The following is a 17,434-nucleotide window of genomic DNA, read 5'->3' on the forward strand; positions in this document are numbered from 1 at the left end:
TGGATGCCGCTGCGTCAACGCGTCAGATGCGGCGACGTGTGACCGATCGTGGTGGCGATCTCGTCCGGCAGCGAGACGTCGTCGGTCGGCACGAGGCGCACCACGACGGACTCGCGGGCCCAGCGGTCGATCGCGTTGTCGCTGTCACTGAGGTTGAGCCGGCCGGCCTTGAGCGCGGTCGTGACCGTCACCCAGTGCTCGGACTCCGGGGCGACGACCTCGACCCGCGCGGTGACCTCGGCCACGAGTGCCCTGGTCGCCTTGCTGCGGAGACTCAGCACGACGGTCTCGTGCCGTTCGATGTCGGGCAGCGGCTGCTCGGACCCACCGGCGACGACGCAGACCGCGTCACCGACCCACTCGTGCCACACGGGATGCACCCGCCGGCCGTACGCGATCCAGAGCAGCCCGGACTTCTTGGCGAGCTCGGTGACGAGGTCGGTGCGGTTCACACCGCTCAGCGTACGGCTGCCCGGCTGCGGCGCGAGCGAGTCGCAGGGGCGGGCGCTGCGACGGGCGCCGTGCCGGTGGCCTCCCGCTCGGCGAGGCCACGGACGAACGTACCGATCTCGTCGATCGCGAGGCGAGCCTCGGGCACCCAGGCGGCAGCCGCCTGGAACACGTGGACCTGGCGGTCCCAGACCTGCAGGTCGCACGGCACGCCGGCCGAGACGAGGCGATTGGCCATGAGCTCCGCATCGGCCATCAGCACCTCGCGGGAGCCGATGTGGATCAGTGCGGGCGGCATGTCGGCGAGCGGCATGTTGACCGGGTCGACCCGATGGCCCGAGATGCCACGCCGGGTGTCCATGCGGAGCGTCACGTCGCCGAGCCGGGCGACTGCGCTCATCGGGAATGTCTGGCAGCGGTTGGCGTTGCGGTGGCCGAGCTTGCCGGCCGGGTCGAAGTCGAGCAACGGGGAGATCGCCACGACTCCGGCGGGCTGTCCCCAGCCCTTGTCCATGACGGCACGCGCCACGCTGAAGGCGAGGTAGCCGCCGGCCGAGTCCCCGGCGATCGTGATGTTCTCGGGTGCATAGCCCTGCTCCACGAGCCAGCGGAAGCCGTCGACGCCGTCAGCCACGGACTCGGTGATCGGCTCGTACGGCATCTGCCGGTAGCCGACGTTGAGCACGGGCTGCTTGGCGCTGTAGGAGATGCGGGACACGAGACGACGGTGCGTGTTGAGCCCGCAGGTGAGGAACGCGCCGCCGTGGAAGTAGAGGATCGCGCCTGCCCTCCCCGGCGATTCTGCGCCGCCGTGGATGTCGGAGACGCCTTTGGCCTGGAGCCACTCGCTGCCGCAGTCGGCGAGGTCGACGGACCGCCACATCGTGCCCTCATGCACCGGCAGGATCCTGGCGATCTGCTCGACGACGTTCGGCGGGAACACGTCGAAGGGGAGCCTGGCCCACGCGCCGAGCAAGGGGCGTACGGTGTGGCGCAGTCCGAAGCCGAGGAGCCGGGACTGGACGCTCGCGCCGCTGAAGAACTGCGGTTGAGCGGCCAGCGACAGGTGCGGAGCCATCGGAATCCCTTCGGACCAGTACAACGGCGGGTTACCCGTCGCTGCGGTAAACAGTCGTTAACGAGCATTTCACACAGAGTGACTTGCGCCACATGGGATCGTTAGCGTACTGCGAGTACGTCCAACTTTTCGTGAGGATTGCCGATGTCGTTCATGCCGCCTACGGATTCGATGTTCTTGCTGGCAGAGAACCGGGACCATCCGATGCATGTGGGCGGGCTGCAGCTGTTCGTGCCGCCGGACGGGTCGGGGCCGGAGTTCGTGCGGGACATGCTCGAGGCGTTCCGGCAGACCGACAACGTCTCGCCGCTGTTCCGCAAGCGCCCGGGCGAGCCCGTCGGCACGCGCTGGAAGAGTGACGAGACGATCGACTACGACCACCACGTGCGCCACTCGGCCGTGCCCAGCCCGGGGCGGATCCGCGAGCTGCTGCAGCTGACGTCCCGCTGGCACGGGTCGCTGCTGGATCGGCGCCGCCCCCTGTGGGAGGTGCACGTCGTGGAGGGCCTGCAGGACGGCCGGGTCGCGGTCTACACCAAGGTCCACCACGCGATGGTCGACGGCGTCTCGGCGCTGCGGCTCATGCAGCGCTCGCTCAGCGAGGACCCGGATGCCCGCGACTGCCTGCCGCCGTGGGCGTTGCCGGCGCGCAAGCCGTCGGGCGACAAGAAGGGCTTCGACCCGCTGGCCCTCGTACGTACGGGAGCGGGTGCGGCCGGTGACATCGCCGGGCTGCTGCCGGCCGGCCTCAAGATCGCCAACCAGATCATCCGCGAGGGTGACATCACGCTGCCACGCGCGCCCAAGACGATCCTCAACGGCTCGATCGGGGGAGCGCGCCGGTTCGCCGCCCAGTCGTGGGAGATCGAGCGCATCCAGCGGGTGGCCAAGTCGTCGGCGACGACGCTCAACGACGTCGTGCTCGCCATGGTGTCGGGGGCACTGCGGGAGTACCTGTTGGAGCAGCATGCCCTGCCGGACGAGCCCATGACGGCGATGGTGCCGGTGTCGCTCTCGCTGCGCGCCGAGTCGGCGGGCAAGGACACCGGGACCGGCAACGCGACCGGCGCGATCATCGTCAACCTGGCGACGGACCGCGACCAGGGCGCCACGCGCCTCGAGGAGATCGCCTACTCGTCCCGTCAGGCCAAGAAGATCCTCGGCGACCTGTCACCGACCCAGATCCTGGCGTTCTCGGCGCTCCAGATGCTGCCGCTCGCACTGACGCCGATCCCGGGATTCGTGAAGTACACCAACCCGCCGTTCAACGTCGTGGTCTCCAACGTGCCGGGGCCCAAGAACGACATGTACTTCAACGGATCACGGCTCGACGGCATGTATCCGGTGTCGATCGTCACCGACGGCCTCGCGCTCAACATCACCCTGACGAGCCGCGCGGGCTATCTCGACTTCGGCCTCATCGGCTGCCGCCGCTCCGTCCCTCACCTGCAGCGACTGCTCACGCACCTCGAGACGTCCCTCGCCGAGCTCGAAAAGGCCTGGGGTTGATCGCTGCAGCTCGCTGCAGCGACTGCTCACGCACCTCGAGGCGTCCCTCGCCGAGCTCGAAAAGGCCTGGGGTTAGAACCTCGCTCCCTAGTGAGGCCGCCCGCGGCCGAACGGGAGCGAGCTCTGCTGGGGGTCCCCCCACGAGCTCTGCGAGTAGGGGGCGCGAAGGGTCGTGAGGTCAGATGCTCGCTCGAGCCTTTCGCCGTACGCCCCTTCGGTCGCTGGCGCTCCCTCCCGCCCTCGTTCCTCGGGCTAGGGGCCGGAAGTGGCCCAGCGGTTGGCGATGAGCTGGTGGCTCGGCGTGTCGTCGAGCGACTCCATCGACTCGTAGATCCGCTCGTACGACGTCTCGGCGATCCGCCAGCCGTCGACCTCGCGGCGATAGCGGTCGCGGTAGTAGCCGGCGCCGCGGATGAGGACCTTGAACTCCGTCGCGATGACGGTGTCCTCGAACCCCCACGACGCCTCGGCCGTGTCGCCGGCGACGTCGATCTCGGGGTGGTGAGCGACGTGCATCGTGATCACGCCGTTCGAGAGCTTCTCGCTCATGAACCCGACGATCGCGTCGCGACCCTCGAGTGCGTCCAGCTCGCCGTAGACCTTGGTGCCGTAGCGGCCGACGGCATCAGCGGTGAAGGTGTCGGCGAACTCGTCCCACAGCTTCAGGTCGAGCGACCGGAAGTAGCGATACTTCAGCCGGCGGATGTCTTCGAGCGCTTCCAGGTCCATCCCCGAAGCATCCCAGCGGCCGGTGCCGAAAACAAGAACTTGTTCTAGTTGCGTACGAGGCGGTTGAGCCTGACCACCTAGGGTGTCTACATGTCATCACCCTCGGGGGCGGCGGTCGACTCCGGACGGTCGTTGCCGCGCGCCGGCGCGGTCGCCGCCATCGTGGCGGGATTCCTGCTCGCACTCACGCTGGTCTACCAACAGTTCGAGGTCTACTTCACGTTCGGTGAGACCGTCGTCCCGACCCACGCCGAGGAGACGCGGTACGTATGGACGGCCACGTTGGGACTGTCGGCAATGGCGCTTGGTCTCGTGCTTTCGCTGGTCAGCGGGAGCGGGCGCCTGGCCTGGTGCGCTGTCGGCGGCATCATCGTGATGCTGGTTGTCGCCGGCGTGTTCGCCGTGCCACACGATCGATGGCGTCCGGATCCGCCGACGTACGACCCTCCGTCGAACTACACGCCCTGCTACAGCGGCAGCGAGGACTGCGGCGCCGGCGGCTGAGCCGACGCGGCCCTGGCCTACAGGACCAGGAGGAGGATGCCGGCGACCAGGGCGACGTCTCCGCTGATCATGATCGGGAGGCCGTTGCCTCGGGCCACCTCACCGGGGGCCAGCACCTGGCGACGCGATGCTGCGAACCGCAGAGCGCCGTACGCGGAGCCGGCCAGGCCGAGGGCGATCAGGCAGATGGCGAGCACAGTCATGGCGTCATCGTGGCACGGGCGCGACCTGCCGGAGAGGCATACCGGCAGACTGTCCGGGTGAATGCCTTCCTCGCCGTCGTCGCGATCCTCGGCGTCTCGGCATCGGGGCCGCTGATGGCGGGGGCGAACGCCCCGGCGCTGGCGATCGGGTTCTGGCGCAACGCCCTCGGCACCGTCGCGGTCGCGCCGTTCGCGGCACCGACGATCCGCCGGGAGCTGGCGACACTGGGGCGCGAGGGCTGGACCGCGACGGTGTTCGCGGGACTGATGCTGGCGGTGCACTTCGGTACGTGGTGCAGCGCGCTCAAGATGACCTCGGTCGCAGCGGCGACGGCGATGGTGAGCATGCAGGTCGTGTTCGTCGTCGTGATCGACCGGCTGCGCGGAGATCGCACACCTCGCGCCGTCATCCTCGGCATCTCGATCGCGGTCGCCGGCGTGCTGGTCATCACCGGTGTCGACTTCTCCCTGTCGGCACGGGCCGTTGCCGGTGACCTGCTCGCGCTCGCCGGGGGACTGACCGCCGCGCTCTACCTGATGGCGGGCAGCCGGGTGCGCGAGAGCGTCTCGACGACGACCTACACGTTCGCCTGCTACGGCATCTGCGCTGTGGCCCTTGCTGCCGCCTGCCTGGCCGGGCAGGTCGAGATGGTCGGGTTCTCCGGGCACACGTGGCTCGCGATCGTGGGTGTGACGATCTGTGCGCAGCTGCTCGGGCACTCCGTGCTCAACCACCTGCTGGCGGTCATGAGCCCTGGCCTGATCTCGCTCCTGCTGCTGTTCGAGGTGCCCGGCGCCGCCATTCTGGCGGGCGTCTTCCTCGGCCAGACGCCGCCGGTCGGCGTGTACGTGGGGCTCGCCCTGATCCTCGGTGGTCTCGTGGTGGTGGTGCTGCGCCGCCCGCCACCCGAGCAGGTCCTGGCCGACTGACGCGCCGCGCAGGTTAACGGGAGGTAACCAAGGTCACCTCTCGCACCGGACGACATACGAGTTACCCGTCGGTACAGTCAGCAGGTCAACGTCAGCAACATTTGAGGAGCCCCGCAATGGGTCGTCTTGTCCGCACTGAAGGTCTGACCGACATCCAGGAAGAGATCCTGAAGACGGTTCGTCAGTTCGTCGAGAAGGAGATCATTCCCGTCGCGACGGAGCTGGAGCACAAGGACGAGTACCCGACCGACATCGTCGAGGGCCTCAAGGAGCTGGGCATCTTCGGGATCATGATCCCCGAGGAGTACGGCGGACTCGGCGAGTCGCTGTTGACGTACGCGCTGGTGGTCGAGGAGATCGCCCGCGGCTGGATGAGCGTGTCCGGCGTGATCAACACGCACTTCATCCTGGCGTACCTGATCCGTCAGCACGGCACGGACGAGCAGAAGCAGAAGTACCTGCCCAAGATGGCCACCGGCGAGGTCCGTGGCGCGTTCAGCATGTCCGAGCCTGCGCTCGGCAGCGATGTCGCGGCGATCAAGACCAAGGCGACCAAGACGGACGACGGCTACGAGATCACCGGCCAGAAGATGTGGCTGACCAACGGTGGCTCGTCGAACCTTGTCGCGGTGCTGTGCAAGACCGACGAGGGCGACGACAGCGTCTACAAGAACATGACGACGTTCCTGGTCGAGAAGGAGCCCGGCTTCGGCGAGACCGCCCAGGGCGTCACGATCCCGGGCAAGATCGAGAAGATGGGCTACAAGGGCATCGACACGACCGAGATGATCCTGGAGAAGCACCAGATCTCGGCCGACCAGGTTCTCGGTGGCAAGCCCGGCCAGGGTTTCTACCAGATGATGGACGGCGTCGAGGTCGGCCGCGTCAACGTCGGCGCCCGCGCGGTCGGCATCGCGAACCGGGCGTTCGAGCTCGGCATCGCGTACGCCCAGCAGCGTGAGACGTTCGGCAAGCCCATCGCGCAGCACCAGGCGATCCTGTTCCGCCTCGCCGAGATGGCCACCAAGGTCGAAGCCAGCCACGCGATGGTCGTCCGCGCCGCCCGTGGCAAGGACTCCGGTGAGCGCAACGACGTCGAGGCCGGCATGGCCAAGATGCTCGCTGCTGAGTACTGCAACGAGGTGGTGCAGGACTCGTTCCGCATCCACGGTGGCTACGGTTACTCCAAGGAGTATGAGATCGAGCGCCTCTACCGCGAGGCCGCGTTCATGCTCATCGGCGAAGGCACCTCCGACATCCAGAAGATGATCATCGGACGCAGCCTTCTCAAGGACTACAAGCTCTAGGAGCCACCCATGGCAGAGATCTTCTCGCTCGAGTACCCCCAGTCGCTCGGCGTGTTCGACAAGTACGCCGACGCCCAGAAGGCCGTCGACTACCTGTCCGACAACGAGTTCGCCGTCGAGAACGTCCTGATCGTCGGCACCGAGCTCAAGCAGGTCGAGCGGGTGACCGGGCGGTTGACCTGGGGCCGTGTCCTGCTGGCCGGAGCCGGTTCAGGTGTGTGGTTCGGCCTGTTCATCGGCCTGCTGCTGAGCCTGTTCAGCGACGGCAGCTCGTTCGGCGCCGCGATCCTGGGCGGCATCGTGCTCGGTGTGGTCTTCTTCGTGATCTCTGCTGCCGCCGGCTACGCCGCGACGCGAGGGCAGCGTGACTTCAGCTCGGTGCAGAAGGTCGTGGCGACCAAGTACGAGGTGCTGGTCGAGCACAAGTTCCTCGCCCAGGGCCAGGAGCTGCTCGCCAAGCTGCCCGGCCGCGACCCGTTCGCCGTATGACAGTGAGCGAGCGCCAGCGAGCGATCCGTGAGCGAGTCGCGCCGTTGCCTCCATATCGTTGGTTCTTGTTGGAGGCGACGGCGTGACGAAGACCAATCCCGGCAACTTCTTCGAGGACTTCGAGGTCGGCCAGGTCCTCAAGCACGCCACGCCGCGCACGGTGACCGAGGGCGACCGTGCGGCGTACGGGGCGATCTATCCGACCCGCTTCGCCGTGCCGTCCTCGGCGGAGTTCGCCGCCTCGGTCGGGCTGAGCCCGGCGCCGGTCGAGGACCTCGTCGGGTTCCACATCGCGTTCGGCAAGACCGTGCCCGACGTGTCGCTCAACGCCGTCGCCAACCTCGGCTACGCCGAGTGCCGCTTCCACCGTCCGGTCGTGCCCGGCGACACGATCGCCACGCAGTCCGAGGTCATCGGCCTCAAGCAGAACTCCAACGGCAAGACCGGCGTGGTCTACGTACGCTCGACCGCCACCAACCAGCGCGACGAGGTCGTGCTCGACTGGGCCCGCTGGGTCATGGTGCACAAGCGAGACCTCGAAGCACCGGCCCCTGAGACCGTCGTGCCCGACCTCGCTCCGGTCGTGGCGGCCGAGGACCTGGTGCTGCCGGCCGGACTCGACTTCACGACGTACGACTTCGAGGCTGCGGGGGAGCCGCACCGCTTCGACGACTACGAGGTCGGCGAGAAGATCGACCATGTCGACGGCGTGACCCTCACCGATCCGGAGCACATGCTCGCGACCCGGCTGTGGCAGAACACCGCCAAGGTGCACTTCAACACCGAGGCGCGGCCCGACGGCAACCGCCTCGTCTACGGCGGGCACGTCATCTCCCTGGCCCGCGCGCTGTCGTTCAACGGTCTCGCCAACGCCCAGCTGATCGCCGCCATCAATGCCGGTGCGCACGTGGCGCCTGCCTTCGCCGGTGGCACTGTCTATGCGTGGTCGGAGGTGCTCGACAAGGCCGAGACGTCGGCGCCGGGTGTCGGCGCCCTGCGCCTGCGCCTCGTGGCGACCAAGGGGCGCGACGAGACCATGACGCTGCGTGGTGACGATGGGAAGTACGCTCCTGGAGTGCTGCTCGACCTGGATGTGTGGGCCCTTGTCCCCCGCTGAGGAGGTCGAGGACCAGCTCTGGCTGGTGCGCCACGGCGAGACGGAGTGGAGCCTGAACGGCAGGCACACGTCGACGACCGACCTGCCGCTGACCGACAAGGGTGAGGCCGCAGCCCGTACGCTCGCCGGTCCGCTCTCGGGCATCGAGTTCGTGCACGTCCTGACGAGCCCGCGCCGGCGTGCGGTCCACACGGCGGAGCTCGCCGGCTTCCCGGATGCCGAGGTCGACGAGGACCTCGCCGAGTGGTCGTACGGGGACTACGAGGGCCTGACGACCCCGGAGATCCGCAAGACCGTGCCGGACTGGAGCGTCTGGACGCACCCGTCGCCCGGCGGCGAGACGGCGCAGCAGGTCGCCGAGCGACTCGACCGGGTCGTGGCCCGGGCACGCGCCGCCGACGGCAAGACATTGGTGTTCGCCCACGGGCACTCCTTGCGCGCCCTCGCCGCCCGCTGGCTGGGCCTCGACGTGTCCGAGGGACGGCTCTTCGCGCTCGACACGTCCACGGTGTCGGTGCTGGGCGTGGACCGGGGCACCCAGGTCGTACGCCAGTGGAACTGCCTGCCCTGAGCCGTCGGTCGCCGTGTTCCGTCTCGCGGCGTGGCGGAACGCCTAGAGGTAGGCCGCGGCGAACATGTCGACCGCCTCGTCGAGCAGTCGCCGCCAGCGTTCCCCGCCCGGATCGTTGCTGGCCTGCTGTGTGACCAAGCCCGTGAGCACGGCGGTCCACATGTCCATGGCAGCCTGGTCGGCGATGCCGATGCCGGCCAACGCCTCCTGCCCGAGGGTCAGCGCCTGGAGCGACGGCGCGTACGCCTCCGCGGACGGCTCGAAACCGGGAATCACCCGCCAGAACATCAGCTGAAGCCTCGCGGGGTTCTCGACGGCGAAGTCGAAGAACATCGACGCCATGGCGTGCAAGCGGCTTCTGGGTTCGTCCGGCAGCGGCGTCGCCACGCTGCGCTCCAGGAGCTGCCGGTAGGACTCGCCGAACATCGCATCGTAGATCTGATCCTTCGCCCGGAAGTAGACGTACAGCGACGGCGCCCGCATGCCGACGCCAGCAGCAAGCTCGCGCAGAGACCAGCCCGCCAGCCCCTTGTCCTCGCTCAGGGACCACGCCATCGCCAGGATCTCCTCGCGCGTGGCGAGATGCCGCTCACTCCGTTGCTCCACGCACTCACCCTAACGATGTTCGGGAACACTCTGGCGCCCTCGTCGGATCGGGTCTATCCTAACGCTGTTAGGAGACCACCATGAGCCCCACGGCGACAGACCAGATCACTCCCGTCACCCGCAGGTCCGACGGCGCCGCCGTCGCGACCGGTGCGTACGAGGGCCTCATCGCGCTGCTCGAGACCCTCACGGCCGATGACTGGCGGGCGCCCACGGAGTGCCCTGGCTGGAGCGTGACGGACATGGTGGGGCATCTCATCGGGAGTGCCAAGGCGGCTGCATCCAGGCGTGAGCTGATCCGGCAGAACGTCTACGGCATACGTCATGCGTCGGAGCACGACGGCAACGCGATGGACGCGTACAACGCACTGCAGATCGCCGAGCACGCTTCGCTTGCTCCGGCTGACAAATTGACGGCGCTGAAGACCGTCGCCCCGGCGGCCGTACGCGGTCGCATGAAGACGCCGGTGCTGCTCCGCATGGCGTCGATGTCGACCAAGGCCAACGGGTCGGTCGTCGACGGCATGCCGCCCAGGGGCAATCTCGGCCACCTCATGGACGTGATCTACAGCCGCGACGTCTTCATGCACAGGGTCGACATCTCGCGCGCAGTGGGACGCGATCTGCATCTCAACGACAACGACAGGCGGATCGTCGAGGACGCCGTGGGGGAGTGGGCGAGGCGTCACCAACAACCCGTCGAGGTAGTCCTGTCAGGTCCTGCCGGAGGGAAGTTCGTACAGGGATCTGGCGGGCCACGCATCGAGATGGAAGCGATCGAGTTCTGCCGGGTGCTCTCCGGCCGGGCCCACGGTAGCGGGCTCCTCGGCACCAAGATCTTCTTCTGACCTCGCACCGCCCGAGGGCGTCTCTGCAGGTCAACCGGCACGTACGGCTCGAGCACACTGCGGCGACGGGGGTCGGACCCCGTAGCCTGACCACGTGAAGATCGACCTCCACACCCACTCCGACCGGTCCGACGGCACCGACAGCCCCACTGAGCTGGTCGAGAACGCCAAGGCGGCCGGCCTCGACGTCGTGGCGATCACCGACCACGACTCGACCGAGGGCTGGAAGGACGCTGACAAGGCCGCGAAGCGGGTCGGCATCACGCTGGTGCACGGCATCGAGATCTCGACCAAGCTCGACGGCCGGAGCGTGCACCTACTGGGTTTTGAATTCGATCCCAGGCACAAGGAGCTGCTCCGCGAGCTGCGCAAGGTCATCGATGGTCGCAACTCCCGGCTGCCGGCGACGCTCGAGCGGCTGCGCGGCCTGGGCATCGACATCACGGCCGATGACGTACGAGCGCGGTCGGCCAATGCCGCCGCGACCGGCCGCCCCCATGTCGCCGACGCGCTGATCGACCTCGGTGTCGTCAAGGACCGTGCCGAGGCGTTCGACCGCTACCTCAAGCCCGGCCGGCCGGCATACGTCGACCGCTACGCCGCAGACCTGCCCACCGCGATCGGGCTGGTCAAGGCCGCCGGCGGCAAGGCTGTGCTGGCGCACCCGTGGTCGCGCGGCAGCCACCGCGTGCTGACCCGCGATCGCATCGGGGCGCTCAAGGAGCAGGGGCTCGACGGGCTCGAGGTCGACCACAACGACCACGGAGCCGAGGATCGTGCGGCACTGCGCCAGATCGCGCGCGAGCTCGACCTCGTGCGTACGGGCTCCAGCGACTATCACGGCACCGGCAAGGTCGACTTCCCGCTCGGTGGCAACACGACCGAGCCCGACCAGTACCGCCGCCTCTTCGGTCGGGCCTAGCCTGTTGCGCCGAACTGCTCGACGCGCACGATGTCGCTCGGCACGCCGGCCTCACCGAGGCTGCGGCCGACGAAGCTGACGAACCCGGCCGAGCCGCAGACGTACGCCCGCTCGATGCCCTTGGACAGCTCGGCCAGCTCGTCGGGATAGATGTGCGCCGCGACGCGATCACGGTGGTTCTCGCGGGTCAGCGCGATGAAGGCGCCGAACTCCTCGAGCTCCTCGATGTAGGGCAGCCGCTCGCGGGTCTGCGCCGACGCGACGATCGTCAGGTGCGATGCCGTGCCCATCCGTCGGGCATACCGGAGCATCGAGATGAACGGCACGACGCCCGAGCCCCCGGCGACGCACAGCGACGGGACCTCGCCTCCCCAGACGAACCAGCGCCCGATCGGCCCGCGCAGCTCGAGCTCGTCGCCGACCTCGACGACGTCGTGCAGGAAGCCGGAGACCTCTCCGCGCGGCAGGCACTCGACCATGAGCTCGATCAGCGGGTCGGCGGGATCTGAGGCGAGGGAGTACGACCGCTGGGCGGTATAGCCGTCAGGAGCGCGCAGGCGTACGACGTAGTGCTGCCCCGGCACGTGGTCGTGACGATCGGCGACCTCGAGCCGCAGCCGGACGTACGTCTCGCCGAACCGTTCCACCTCGCGAACGGTGCCGGTCGTCCACGAGCTCGCGATCGCCTCTGTCATGCGGTCGTCCCCGATAGAAGCCCACGATACGAGAACGACCGCATGAGTGCCCGATTGTTCACTCGCTGGCGCTCGCTCATGCATCACCCTGGTAGCGCTGCTCGAGCCACGGGTCGCCGCGGTCGTGGTAACCGTTGCGCTCCCAGAAGCCCTGCTCGTCGTGGTCCATCAGCTCGATGCGGGTGATCCACTTGGCGGACTTCCAGAAGTACAGGTGCGGCACCAACAGACGTACGGGACCGCCGTGCTCCGGTGCCAGCGGCTTGCCGTCGAACTCCCAGACGATCCACGCCTTGCCGTCGGTGATGTCCTCGAGCGGCAGGTTGGTGTTGTAGCCCGTCGTCGCCGTCGCCATGACGTGCGTCGCCTCCGGCTTGGGCTTCGCGATCTCGAGCAGCGCATCGACGCTGACGCCGGCGAACGTCGTGTCGAACTTGGTCCAGGTCGTGACGCAGTGGATGTCGCCGAAGTAGGACGACGACGGCAGCGCGTGGATGCCGCGCCAGTCCCAGGTCGTCGGCTTCTCGACGAGGCCGTCGACCGTCATGGTCCAGGTGTCGAGGTCGATCGTCGGGGTGAGCTCGGCGGTGAGCACCGGCCAAGTGGCGCCGGTGTCGTACTGGCCGGGAGGGAGCCGATCGTCGCCGCCTCGGCGGGCGCCTCCGGTGAAGCCGCGGGTGAAGTTGGCCATCAGCTGTTCTCCTTCAGGAACGGGAGCCATGCGTCGAGGAACCCTTGCGGATTCTCGACGGCAGGGGAGTGGGCCGCGTCGTCGATGACGTGGATCTCGGTGCCGAGCCGCTTGGCCATCGCCTCTTGTACGTCGTGGGGCCACGCATCGTCACCGGCGCCACGGCCGACCCAGAACGGCAGTTCCGTTGCGGCGACCTCGTCGATGACGTCGGGGGCGTCGATCAGGAGCTGCGTCATCGCCCGCAGCGAGGCCGGGGCGTTGGAGGTGAATCGCTTGTCGAGGAACTCCGCGATGTCGGGGGCCAGTGACGCGTCGCGCGGCATGTGGGCGCGGATCTCCGCGAGGCTCATGGCGCCGAGGGCCTGGACGAGCGGACCCAGCGGCGGTTGGCCCGGCGTCTCGCCGAGCGCGCCCGGGCCGGTGCAGAGCAGGCTCAGGCTGCGCCAGGCCGACGGGTCCGCGACCGTTGCCTGCTGGGCGACGAGGCCGCCGAACGAGTGACCCAGCACGTGGGACCGGGCCGACTCGGTCGCCGAGGCACTGACGGCCAGGGCATCGGCCGCGAAGCCGGCCAGGGAGTAGTCGTCATCGGCACCGCCAGGCGTCTCGTACTGGCCGCGCTGGTCGTACGTCGTCGCGTCGAGGCCCGAGGCTGCCAACAGGGGCAGGAACGCCGTGAAGTCCTCCTTGGACCCGGTCCAGCCGGGAATCAGGAGGACGTGGCCGATGGCGCCATCCGTCATCACCGTGTGCGCCGCGAACTCGCCGCGGCTTGTCTCGATCGTGACCGCATGAACCCCCGGAGGCGGCACCAGCGACTTCGGCGTGCTCACGTCAACGCCCACGCTTCGCGATGCGGGTGACGAGGCCCTTGGGCATGTACTGCGCCAGCAGAGCCAGCACCTTGTAGCGCAGCGACGGGATCGAGACGGACTTGCCCTTGTCGAGGTCCTTGAGCGACGCCTTGACGAGCTTGTCGGCCTTGAGCCACATCCACTTCGGCACACCCGAGACGTCCATCTCGCCCCGCTGGTGGAACTCCGTGCGTACGAAACCGGGACACAACGCCTGCACCGAGATGTTGACGTCGGCGTAGTGGATGTCGGCCCAGCGAGAGAGGTTCAGCAGCCAGGCCTTGTGCGCGGAGTAGACGCCCCGCGGCGTGAAGGCGGCGACACTCGACACGTTGATGATCTGGCCACCGCCGCGACCTGCCATGGTCTTGATCGCCGCGTCCATGAGGTGCATCGGCGCGCGTACGAGCAGGTCGAGCTGACGGTCCTCGTCGGCGATGTCGGTCGTACCGAACCAGCCGGCCAGGGACGCGCCGGCGTTGTTGACCAGCAGATCCACCGGGCGGGTCGTGTCGGTCAGCTTGTTGACCGTCGCGCGTACGCCCTCGGTGGTCGACAGGTCGGCGGTCACGACGTCGACCTCGACCCGGTGCTTGCTGCGCATCTGGGTCGCGAGGGCCTCGAGACGGTCGGTCGTACGGGCGACGATCACGAGGTCGTAGCCGCGCTTGGCCAGCTCCTTGGCGAACGCGTTGCCGATCCCAGCGGTTGCCCCGGTCACCAGCGCGCGACGTGTCATGGAGCAAGCATGCCAAACGGCCCAGCGCGCGAACGGCGAGGTCAGGCGACGTGATGACACAATGGCGACCGTGACGACGACTATCGCGGTGGCCAACCAGAAGGGTGGCGTCGCCAAGACGACGACAGTCGTGTCGCTCGGTGCCGCGCTGACCGAGCTCAAGCAGCGGGTCCTGCTGGTCGACGTCGACCCGCAGGGCAGCCTGACGTTCTCCCTCGGCATCGATCCGGAGGACCTCGACGTCACGGTCGCAGAGGTCCTGCTGGGCACCAAGCAGGCCGAGGACGCGATCGTCATCACCGACGACGGCATGCACCTGCTGCCCGCCAACATCACGCTGACCCAGGCCGAGGAGAGTCTCATCGGCCGCACGGGCCGCGAGCAGCGCCTGCGCGTGGCCCTCGACAAGGTCGCCGACGACTACGACTGGATCCTGATCGACTGCCCGCCGACGCTCGGCATCCTCACCGTCGGAGCGCTCTCGGCGGCCCAGCAGGTGCTGATCCCGCTGCAGGCCGAGACGCTGTCCCACCGTGGCGTCGGGCAGCTGCTCGACACGATCCACGACGTACGCCAGTTCATCAACTCGTCGCTGGAGATCATGGGCGTGCTGCCCACGATGTACGACGGGCGCACGAAGCACGCCCAGAACGTGCTCGCGGCGATCCGCGAGACGTACGAGCTGCCGGTCGTGACGCCGCCGATCCCCAAGACGATCCGGTTCGCCGAGGCGCCGGCGATCGGCCGCTCGGTGCTCGCCACAGCGCGTACGCACAAGGGCGCCGAGGCCTACCGCCAGGTCGCCGCCGGCATGCTCGCCGACAGCAAGAAGAAGAAGTAGTAGACCCCGACGCCCTCGCAGCTCAGACGGCCTCGAGCAACGCCGCCTGCTCCTCGGCGTGCCGCTGCACGGCGTTGCGGTCGGGCAGGAACAGCGTGGCCACCGCCGACAGCAGGTAGCCGCCGGTCGCCCACCATGCCGCGTGCTCGACCCCGTCGCGCAGCCCGGCCTCGGTGAACCGGTCGCCGACGACGTGGAAGAACACGGCACCGATGATCGCGATGCCGAGTGCCGAGCCGAGCTGCTGGAACGTGCTGTACGTCCCGGATGCGGCGCCGGCGTCGTCGGTCGACACGGTCGAGAGCGCGATGTCGATCAGCGGCACGACCAGCAGGCCCAGCCCGATTCCGGCCAGCAGCATCGGCGGCGTGGCGTCCCAGCCGCCGAAGTCGGCGCCCTTGGACGACACGACCTGGCCGACCCACCAGATCCCGGCGGCCTGGCTGATCGCGCCCGTGAACGGGATGACCTTGCCGAGCTTGAGCCCGAACGGTGCGGAGACGCCGACGCCGACGAACGCGCCGAGGCTGAACGGCAGCAGCACGAGGCCGGCGTGGATCGCGCTGAAGTCCAGACCGCTCTGCACGTAGATCACGAGCGTCAGGATGAAGCCGGCCATCGCAGCCGAGAACGCGGCCTGGGTCACGAGGCCCGCCGCGAACCCGCGGTTGCCGAACAGGTGCATCGGCAGGAGTGAGGACTGCGTGAGCCGTTCGGTGCGCCGCTGGTTGGCGACGAACGCGGCAAGGACGACCACCGACGCGGCGAGCATGCCCCAGATCCAGGCGGGCCAGCCCTGCTCGCGGCCCTCGATCAGCGGGAACACCAGCAGGAACGCGCCGGCAGTGGCGAGCACGACCCCGGGCAGGTCGAGGCGGGTCGCCCACTCCGACACGGTGTTGGGGACGTACTTGAGCGCCAGCACGATCAGCACGATTCCGACGGGGATGTTGATGAGGAAGATGCTGCGCCAGCCGACGCCGAAGGCATCACTCGTGATGAGCCAGCCGCCGAGCAGGGGTCCGACGGCCGCTGCGGTGCCCGAGACGGCGCCGACGATGCCGAAGACGTTCGCGCGTTCCTTCGGGGCGTACATGACCTGCACGGTCGACAGCAGCTGCGGGACCATAAGGGCAGCGAAGCCGCCCTGCACGATCCGGGCCGCGACGAGCGTCTCGCCGTTGCCGGAGAGGCACGCGGCGAGCGACGCCAGGGTGAAGCCCGCGACGCCGAGGACGAAGATGCGCTGCCGGCCGAAGATGTCGCCGAGCCGGCCGCCGGTGATCAGCAGGACGGCGAACGTCAGTGTGTAGCCGCCCAGGACCCACTCGAGGTGGGCCGGGCTGGCGTCGAGGTCCGAGCGGATCGCCGGCAACGCCACGTTGACGATCGTGACGTCGAGCAGGTCCATGAACGCGGCGAACATCAGGACGGTCGTCGCGATGGCGCGGTTGGGTGTTCCAGGGGTGTTCACGTGTGTCTCCTTGTGAAGGAGCTGCTCGCTACCCTGTGCTTGGAGGCCGGGGCTGCTTGCAGCTCGGTTTTCGATCCCCGGTCGATTGCCGTCGGCCGGGGATCACTGAAATCTCTAGGGGTCGATGACCAGCAGGTGGCCGAACTCCTCCATGAGCTTGGCCGTCGCCTCCTCGCCGGAGTGTCCGGCCGCCCTGAGCTCGTGGATGCGGCGCCACATCTCCATGCCGCCGAGCCGGTCGTGCTCGATGTCGCCGACGAGCTTCTCGACGAAGGCGATCTCGGCGCGGCGCAAGGCCTCGGAGTAGTCGCCCTCGACCATGAAGAGCTCGGGGAACCCGGCCGGGAGGTGCGAGCGCACGCCGTCGTACTGGTTGCTGGTGATGCGCAGGGCCTTGAGCCGCAGCTTGAGCAGCTCGAGCGCCTCGTCGACCGGCAGGGCGCCCATCAAGGACAGTGCCGCCTCGAAGTCGGTGAACTGCGGGGTGGGGTCGCGCAGCATCTCGCTGAGCCACTCGTGCATCGCAGTGGCACCGTCGTCGGTCAGCTCGTAGACCGTGCGCTCCGGGCGGTTGCCCTCGCGCAGGGTCTCGCGGGCCGACACCAAGCCCTTCTTGCGCAGCGACTCGACGACGGCGTAGAGCGAGCCGTAGTTGAGCCGGATGCTCTCCTCCTTGCTGCGCTGGCGCAGGGTCGTGGACATCTCGTACGGGTGCATGGGCTTCTCGAAGAGCAGCGTCAGCACCGCCAGGTACAGGGCGTTGGCTGGTCGCTTCATGGCTCTCCTTCGAATTACTCGACTACAAATACTCTAACTAGAGTAATTCGGGTTTGGCAAGTCTGCGAGCCGCTGGGGATGCGCCGATTAGGATGGG

General features: G+C 68.3%; 21 protein-coding genes. 10 read left to right on the forward strand and 11 right to left on the reverse strand.

What is annotated here, in order from left to right; translation table 11 throughout:
* Positions 1 to 14: 14 nt before the first annotated feature.
* Positions 15 to 452, reverse strand: coding sequence for a hypothetical protein (locus BOSE46_RS01915; RefSeq protein ID WP_159537742.1), 438 nt, complete (start codon positions 450 to 452; stop codon positions 15 to 17).
* A gap of 5 nt (positions 453 to 457) precedes the next feature.
* Positions 458 to 1,528, reverse strand: coding sequence for an alpha/beta hydrolase (locus tag BOSE46_RS01920; RefSeq protein ID WP_159537744.1), 1,071 nt, complete (start codon positions 1,526 to 1,528; stop codon positions 458 to 460).
* 153 nt (positions 1,529 to 1,681) lie between these two features.
* On the opposite strand from BOSE46_RS01920, the gene BOSE46_RS01925 reads away from it, so the two are divergent.
* On the forward strand, positions 1,682 to 3,037 hold the full coding sequence (locus tag BOSE46_RS01925) for a wax ester/triacylglycerol synthase family O-acyltransferase (RefSeq protein WP_256366705.1): 1,356 nt from the start codon (positions 1,682 to 1,684) through the stop codon (positions 3,035 to 3,037).
* Between the two features lie 252 nt (positions 3,038 to 3,289).
* Here BOSE46_RS01925 and BOSE46_RS01930 read toward each other — a convergent pair whose 3' ends face one another.
* The gene (locus tag BOSE46_RS01930; RefSeq protein ID WP_159537748.1) at positions 3,290 to 3,766 is read right to left on the reverse strand and encodes a nuclear transport factor 2 family protein; all 477 of its coding nucleotides are present in this window, start codon (positions 3,764 to 3,766) and stop codon (positions 3,290 to 3,292) included.
* A 90-nt stretch (positions 3,767 to 3,856) separates the two neighbouring features.
* On the opposite strand from BOSE46_RS01930, the gene BOSE46_RS01935 reads away from it, so the two are divergent.
* Positions 3,857 to 4,270 carry a DUF6234 family protein gene (locus tag BOSE46_RS01935; RefSeq protein WP_159537750.1) on the forward strand — a complete coding sequence of 138 codons (414 nt, stop codon included), beginning with the start codon at positions 3,857 to 3,859 and terminating at the stop codon, positions 4,268 to 4,270.
* A 17-nt stretch (positions 4,271 to 4,287) separates the two neighbouring features.
* Here BOSE46_RS01935 and BOSE46_RS01940 read toward each other — a convergent pair whose 3' ends face one another.
* The gene (locus BOSE46_RS01940) at positions 4,288 to 4,473 is read right to left on the reverse strand and encodes a hypothetical protein (protein WP_159537752.1); all 186 of its coding nucleotides are present in this window, start codon (positions 4,471 to 4,473) and stop codon (positions 4,288 to 4,290) included.
* 57 nt (positions 4,474 to 4,530) lie between these two features.
* Between BOSE46_RS01940 and BOSE46_RS01945 the strand changes: the two genes are divergently transcribed.
* The 5 genes from BOSE46_RS01945 to BOSE46_RS01965 all read left to right on the forward strand — a co-directional run bounded on the left by BOSE46_RS01945 (position 4,531) and on the right by BOSE46_RS01965 (position 8,887).
* A complete protein-coding gene (locus BOSE46_RS01945) occupies positions 4,531 to 5,403 on the forward strand; it encodes a DMT family transporter (RefSeq protein ID WP_159537754.1) in 873 nt (290 codons plus the stop codon).
* A gap of 116 nt (positions 5,404 to 5,519) precedes the next feature.
* On the forward strand, positions 5,520 to 6,710 hold the full coding sequence (locus BOSE46_RS01950) for an acyl-CoA dehydrogenase family protein (RefSeq protein WP_159537756.1): 1,191 nt from the start codon (positions 5,520 to 5,522) through the stop codon (positions 6,708 to 6,710).
* Between the two features lie 9 nt (positions 6,711 to 6,719).
* Positions 6,720 to 7,199: a general stress protein gene (locus BOSE46_RS01955; RefSeq protein WP_159537758.1), complete on the forward strand. Its 480-nt coding sequence runs from the start codon at positions 6,720 to 6,722 to the stop codon at positions 7,197 to 7,199.
* Positions 7,200 to 7,281: 82 nt separating this feature from the next.
* Positions 7,282 to 8,316: a MaoC family dehydratase gene (locus BOSE46_RS01960; RefSeq protein WP_159537760.1), complete on the forward strand. Its 1,035-nt coding sequence runs from the start codon at positions 7,282 to 7,284 to the stop codon at positions 8,314 to 8,316.
* Positions 8,303 to 8,887, forward strand: coding sequence for a histidine phosphatase family protein (locus BOSE46_RS01965; RefSeq protein WP_236551588.1), 585 nt, complete (start codon positions 8,303 to 8,305; stop codon positions 8,885 to 8,887). The genes BOSE46_RS01960 and BOSE46_RS01965 overlap by 14 nt, the downstream gene beginning before the upstream one ends.
* A gap of 42 nt (positions 8,888 to 8,929) precedes the next feature.
* Here BOSE46_RS01965 and BOSE46_RS01970 read toward each other — a convergent pair whose 3' ends face one another.
* Positions 8,930 to 9,493 (reverse strand): TetR/AcrR family transcriptional regulator, encoded by a 564-nt coding sequence (locus BOSE46_RS01970; protein ID WP_159537762.1) that lies wholly within the window; start codon positions 9,491 to 9,493, stop codon positions 8,930 to 8,932.
* Positions 9,494 to 9,573: 80 nt separating this feature from the next.
* Between BOSE46_RS01970 and BOSE46_RS01975 the strand changes: the two genes are divergently transcribed.
* Positions 9,574 to 10,341 carry a maleylpyruvate isomerase family mycothiol-dependent enzyme gene (locus BOSE46_RS01975; protein WP_159537764.1) on the forward strand — a complete coding sequence of 256 codons (768 nt, stop codon included), beginning with the start codon at positions 9,574 to 9,576 and terminating at the stop codon, positions 10,339 to 10,341.
* 94 nt (positions 10,342 to 10,435) lie between these two features.
* Entirely contained in the window at positions 10,436 to 11,263 is an 828-nt protein-coding gene (locus BOSE46_RS01980) for a PHP domain-containing protein (protein ID WP_159537766.1), read from the forward strand.
* On the opposite strand, the gene BOSE46_RS01985 is transcribed toward BOSE46_RS01980, so the two are convergent.
* The 4 genes from BOSE46_RS01985 to BOSE46_RS02000 form a co-directional block, all read right to left on the reverse strand.
* Positions 11,260 to 11,958 carry an FAD-binding oxidoreductase gene (locus BOSE46_RS01985; RefSeq protein WP_159537768.1) on the reverse strand — a complete coding sequence of 233 codons (699 nt, stop codon included), beginning with the start codon at positions 11,956 to 11,958 and terminating at the stop codon, positions 11,260 to 11,262. The genes BOSE46_RS01980 and BOSE46_RS01985 overlap by 4 nt on opposite strands.
* Before the next feature lie 76 nt (positions 11,959 to 12,034).
* Positions 12,035 to 12,649, reverse strand: a complete 615-nt coding sequence (locus BOSE46_RS01990; protein ID WP_159537770.1) for a sulfite oxidase-like oxidoreductase — start codon at positions 12,647 to 12,649, stop codon at positions 12,035 to 12,037.
* Positions 12,649 to 13,485, reverse strand: a complete 837-nt coding sequence (locus BOSE46_RS01995; RefSeq protein ID WP_159537772.1) for an alpha/beta fold hydrolase — start codon at positions 13,483 to 13,485, stop codon at positions 12,649 to 12,651. Before BOSE46_RS01995 ends, BOSE46_RS01990 begins: the two co-directional genes overlap by 1 nt.
* 1 nt (position 13,486) lies before the next feature.
* The gene (locus BOSE46_RS02000) at positions 13,487 to 14,245 is read right to left on the reverse strand and encodes an SDR family oxidoreductase (protein WP_159537774.1); all 759 of its coding nucleotides are present in this window, start codon (positions 14,243 to 14,245) and stop codon (positions 13,487 to 13,489) included.
* 61 nt (positions 14,246 to 14,306) lie between these two features.
* Between BOSE46_RS02000 and BOSE46_RS02005 the strand changes: the two genes are divergently transcribed.
* Complete coding sequence (locus BOSE46_RS02005) at positions 14,307 to 15,086, forward strand: ParA family protein (protein ID WP_159537776.1); 780 nt, start codon at positions 14,307 to 14,309, stop codon at positions 15,084 to 15,086.
* Positions 15,087 to 15,108: 22 nt separating this feature from the next.
* Here BOSE46_RS02005 and BOSE46_RS02010 read toward each other — a convergent pair whose 3' ends face one another.
* Together BOSE46_RS02010 and BOSE46_RS02015 are read right to left on the reverse strand one after the other, a co-directional pair.
* Positions 15,109 to 16,560: an MFS transporter gene (locus BOSE46_RS02010; protein WP_201299475.1), complete on the reverse strand. Its 1,452-nt coding sequence runs from the start codon at positions 16,558 to 16,560 to the stop codon at positions 15,109 to 15,111.
* A 114-nt stretch (positions 16,561 to 16,674) separates the two neighbouring features.
* The gene (locus BOSE46_RS02015) at positions 16,675 to 17,337 is read right to left on the reverse strand and encodes a PadR family transcriptional regulator (RefSeq protein ID WP_159537778.1); all 663 of its coding nucleotides are present in this window, start codon (positions 17,335 to 17,337) and stop codon (positions 16,675 to 16,677) included.
* Positions 17,338 to 17,434: the final 97 nt, after the last annotated feature.

Origin of the sequence: Aeromicrobium sp. 9AM, from assembly GCF_902506105.1 — a bacterium.
Classification (GTDB): domain Bacteria; phylum Actinomycetota; class Actinomycetes; order Propionibacteriales; family Nocardioidaceae; genus Aeromicrobium.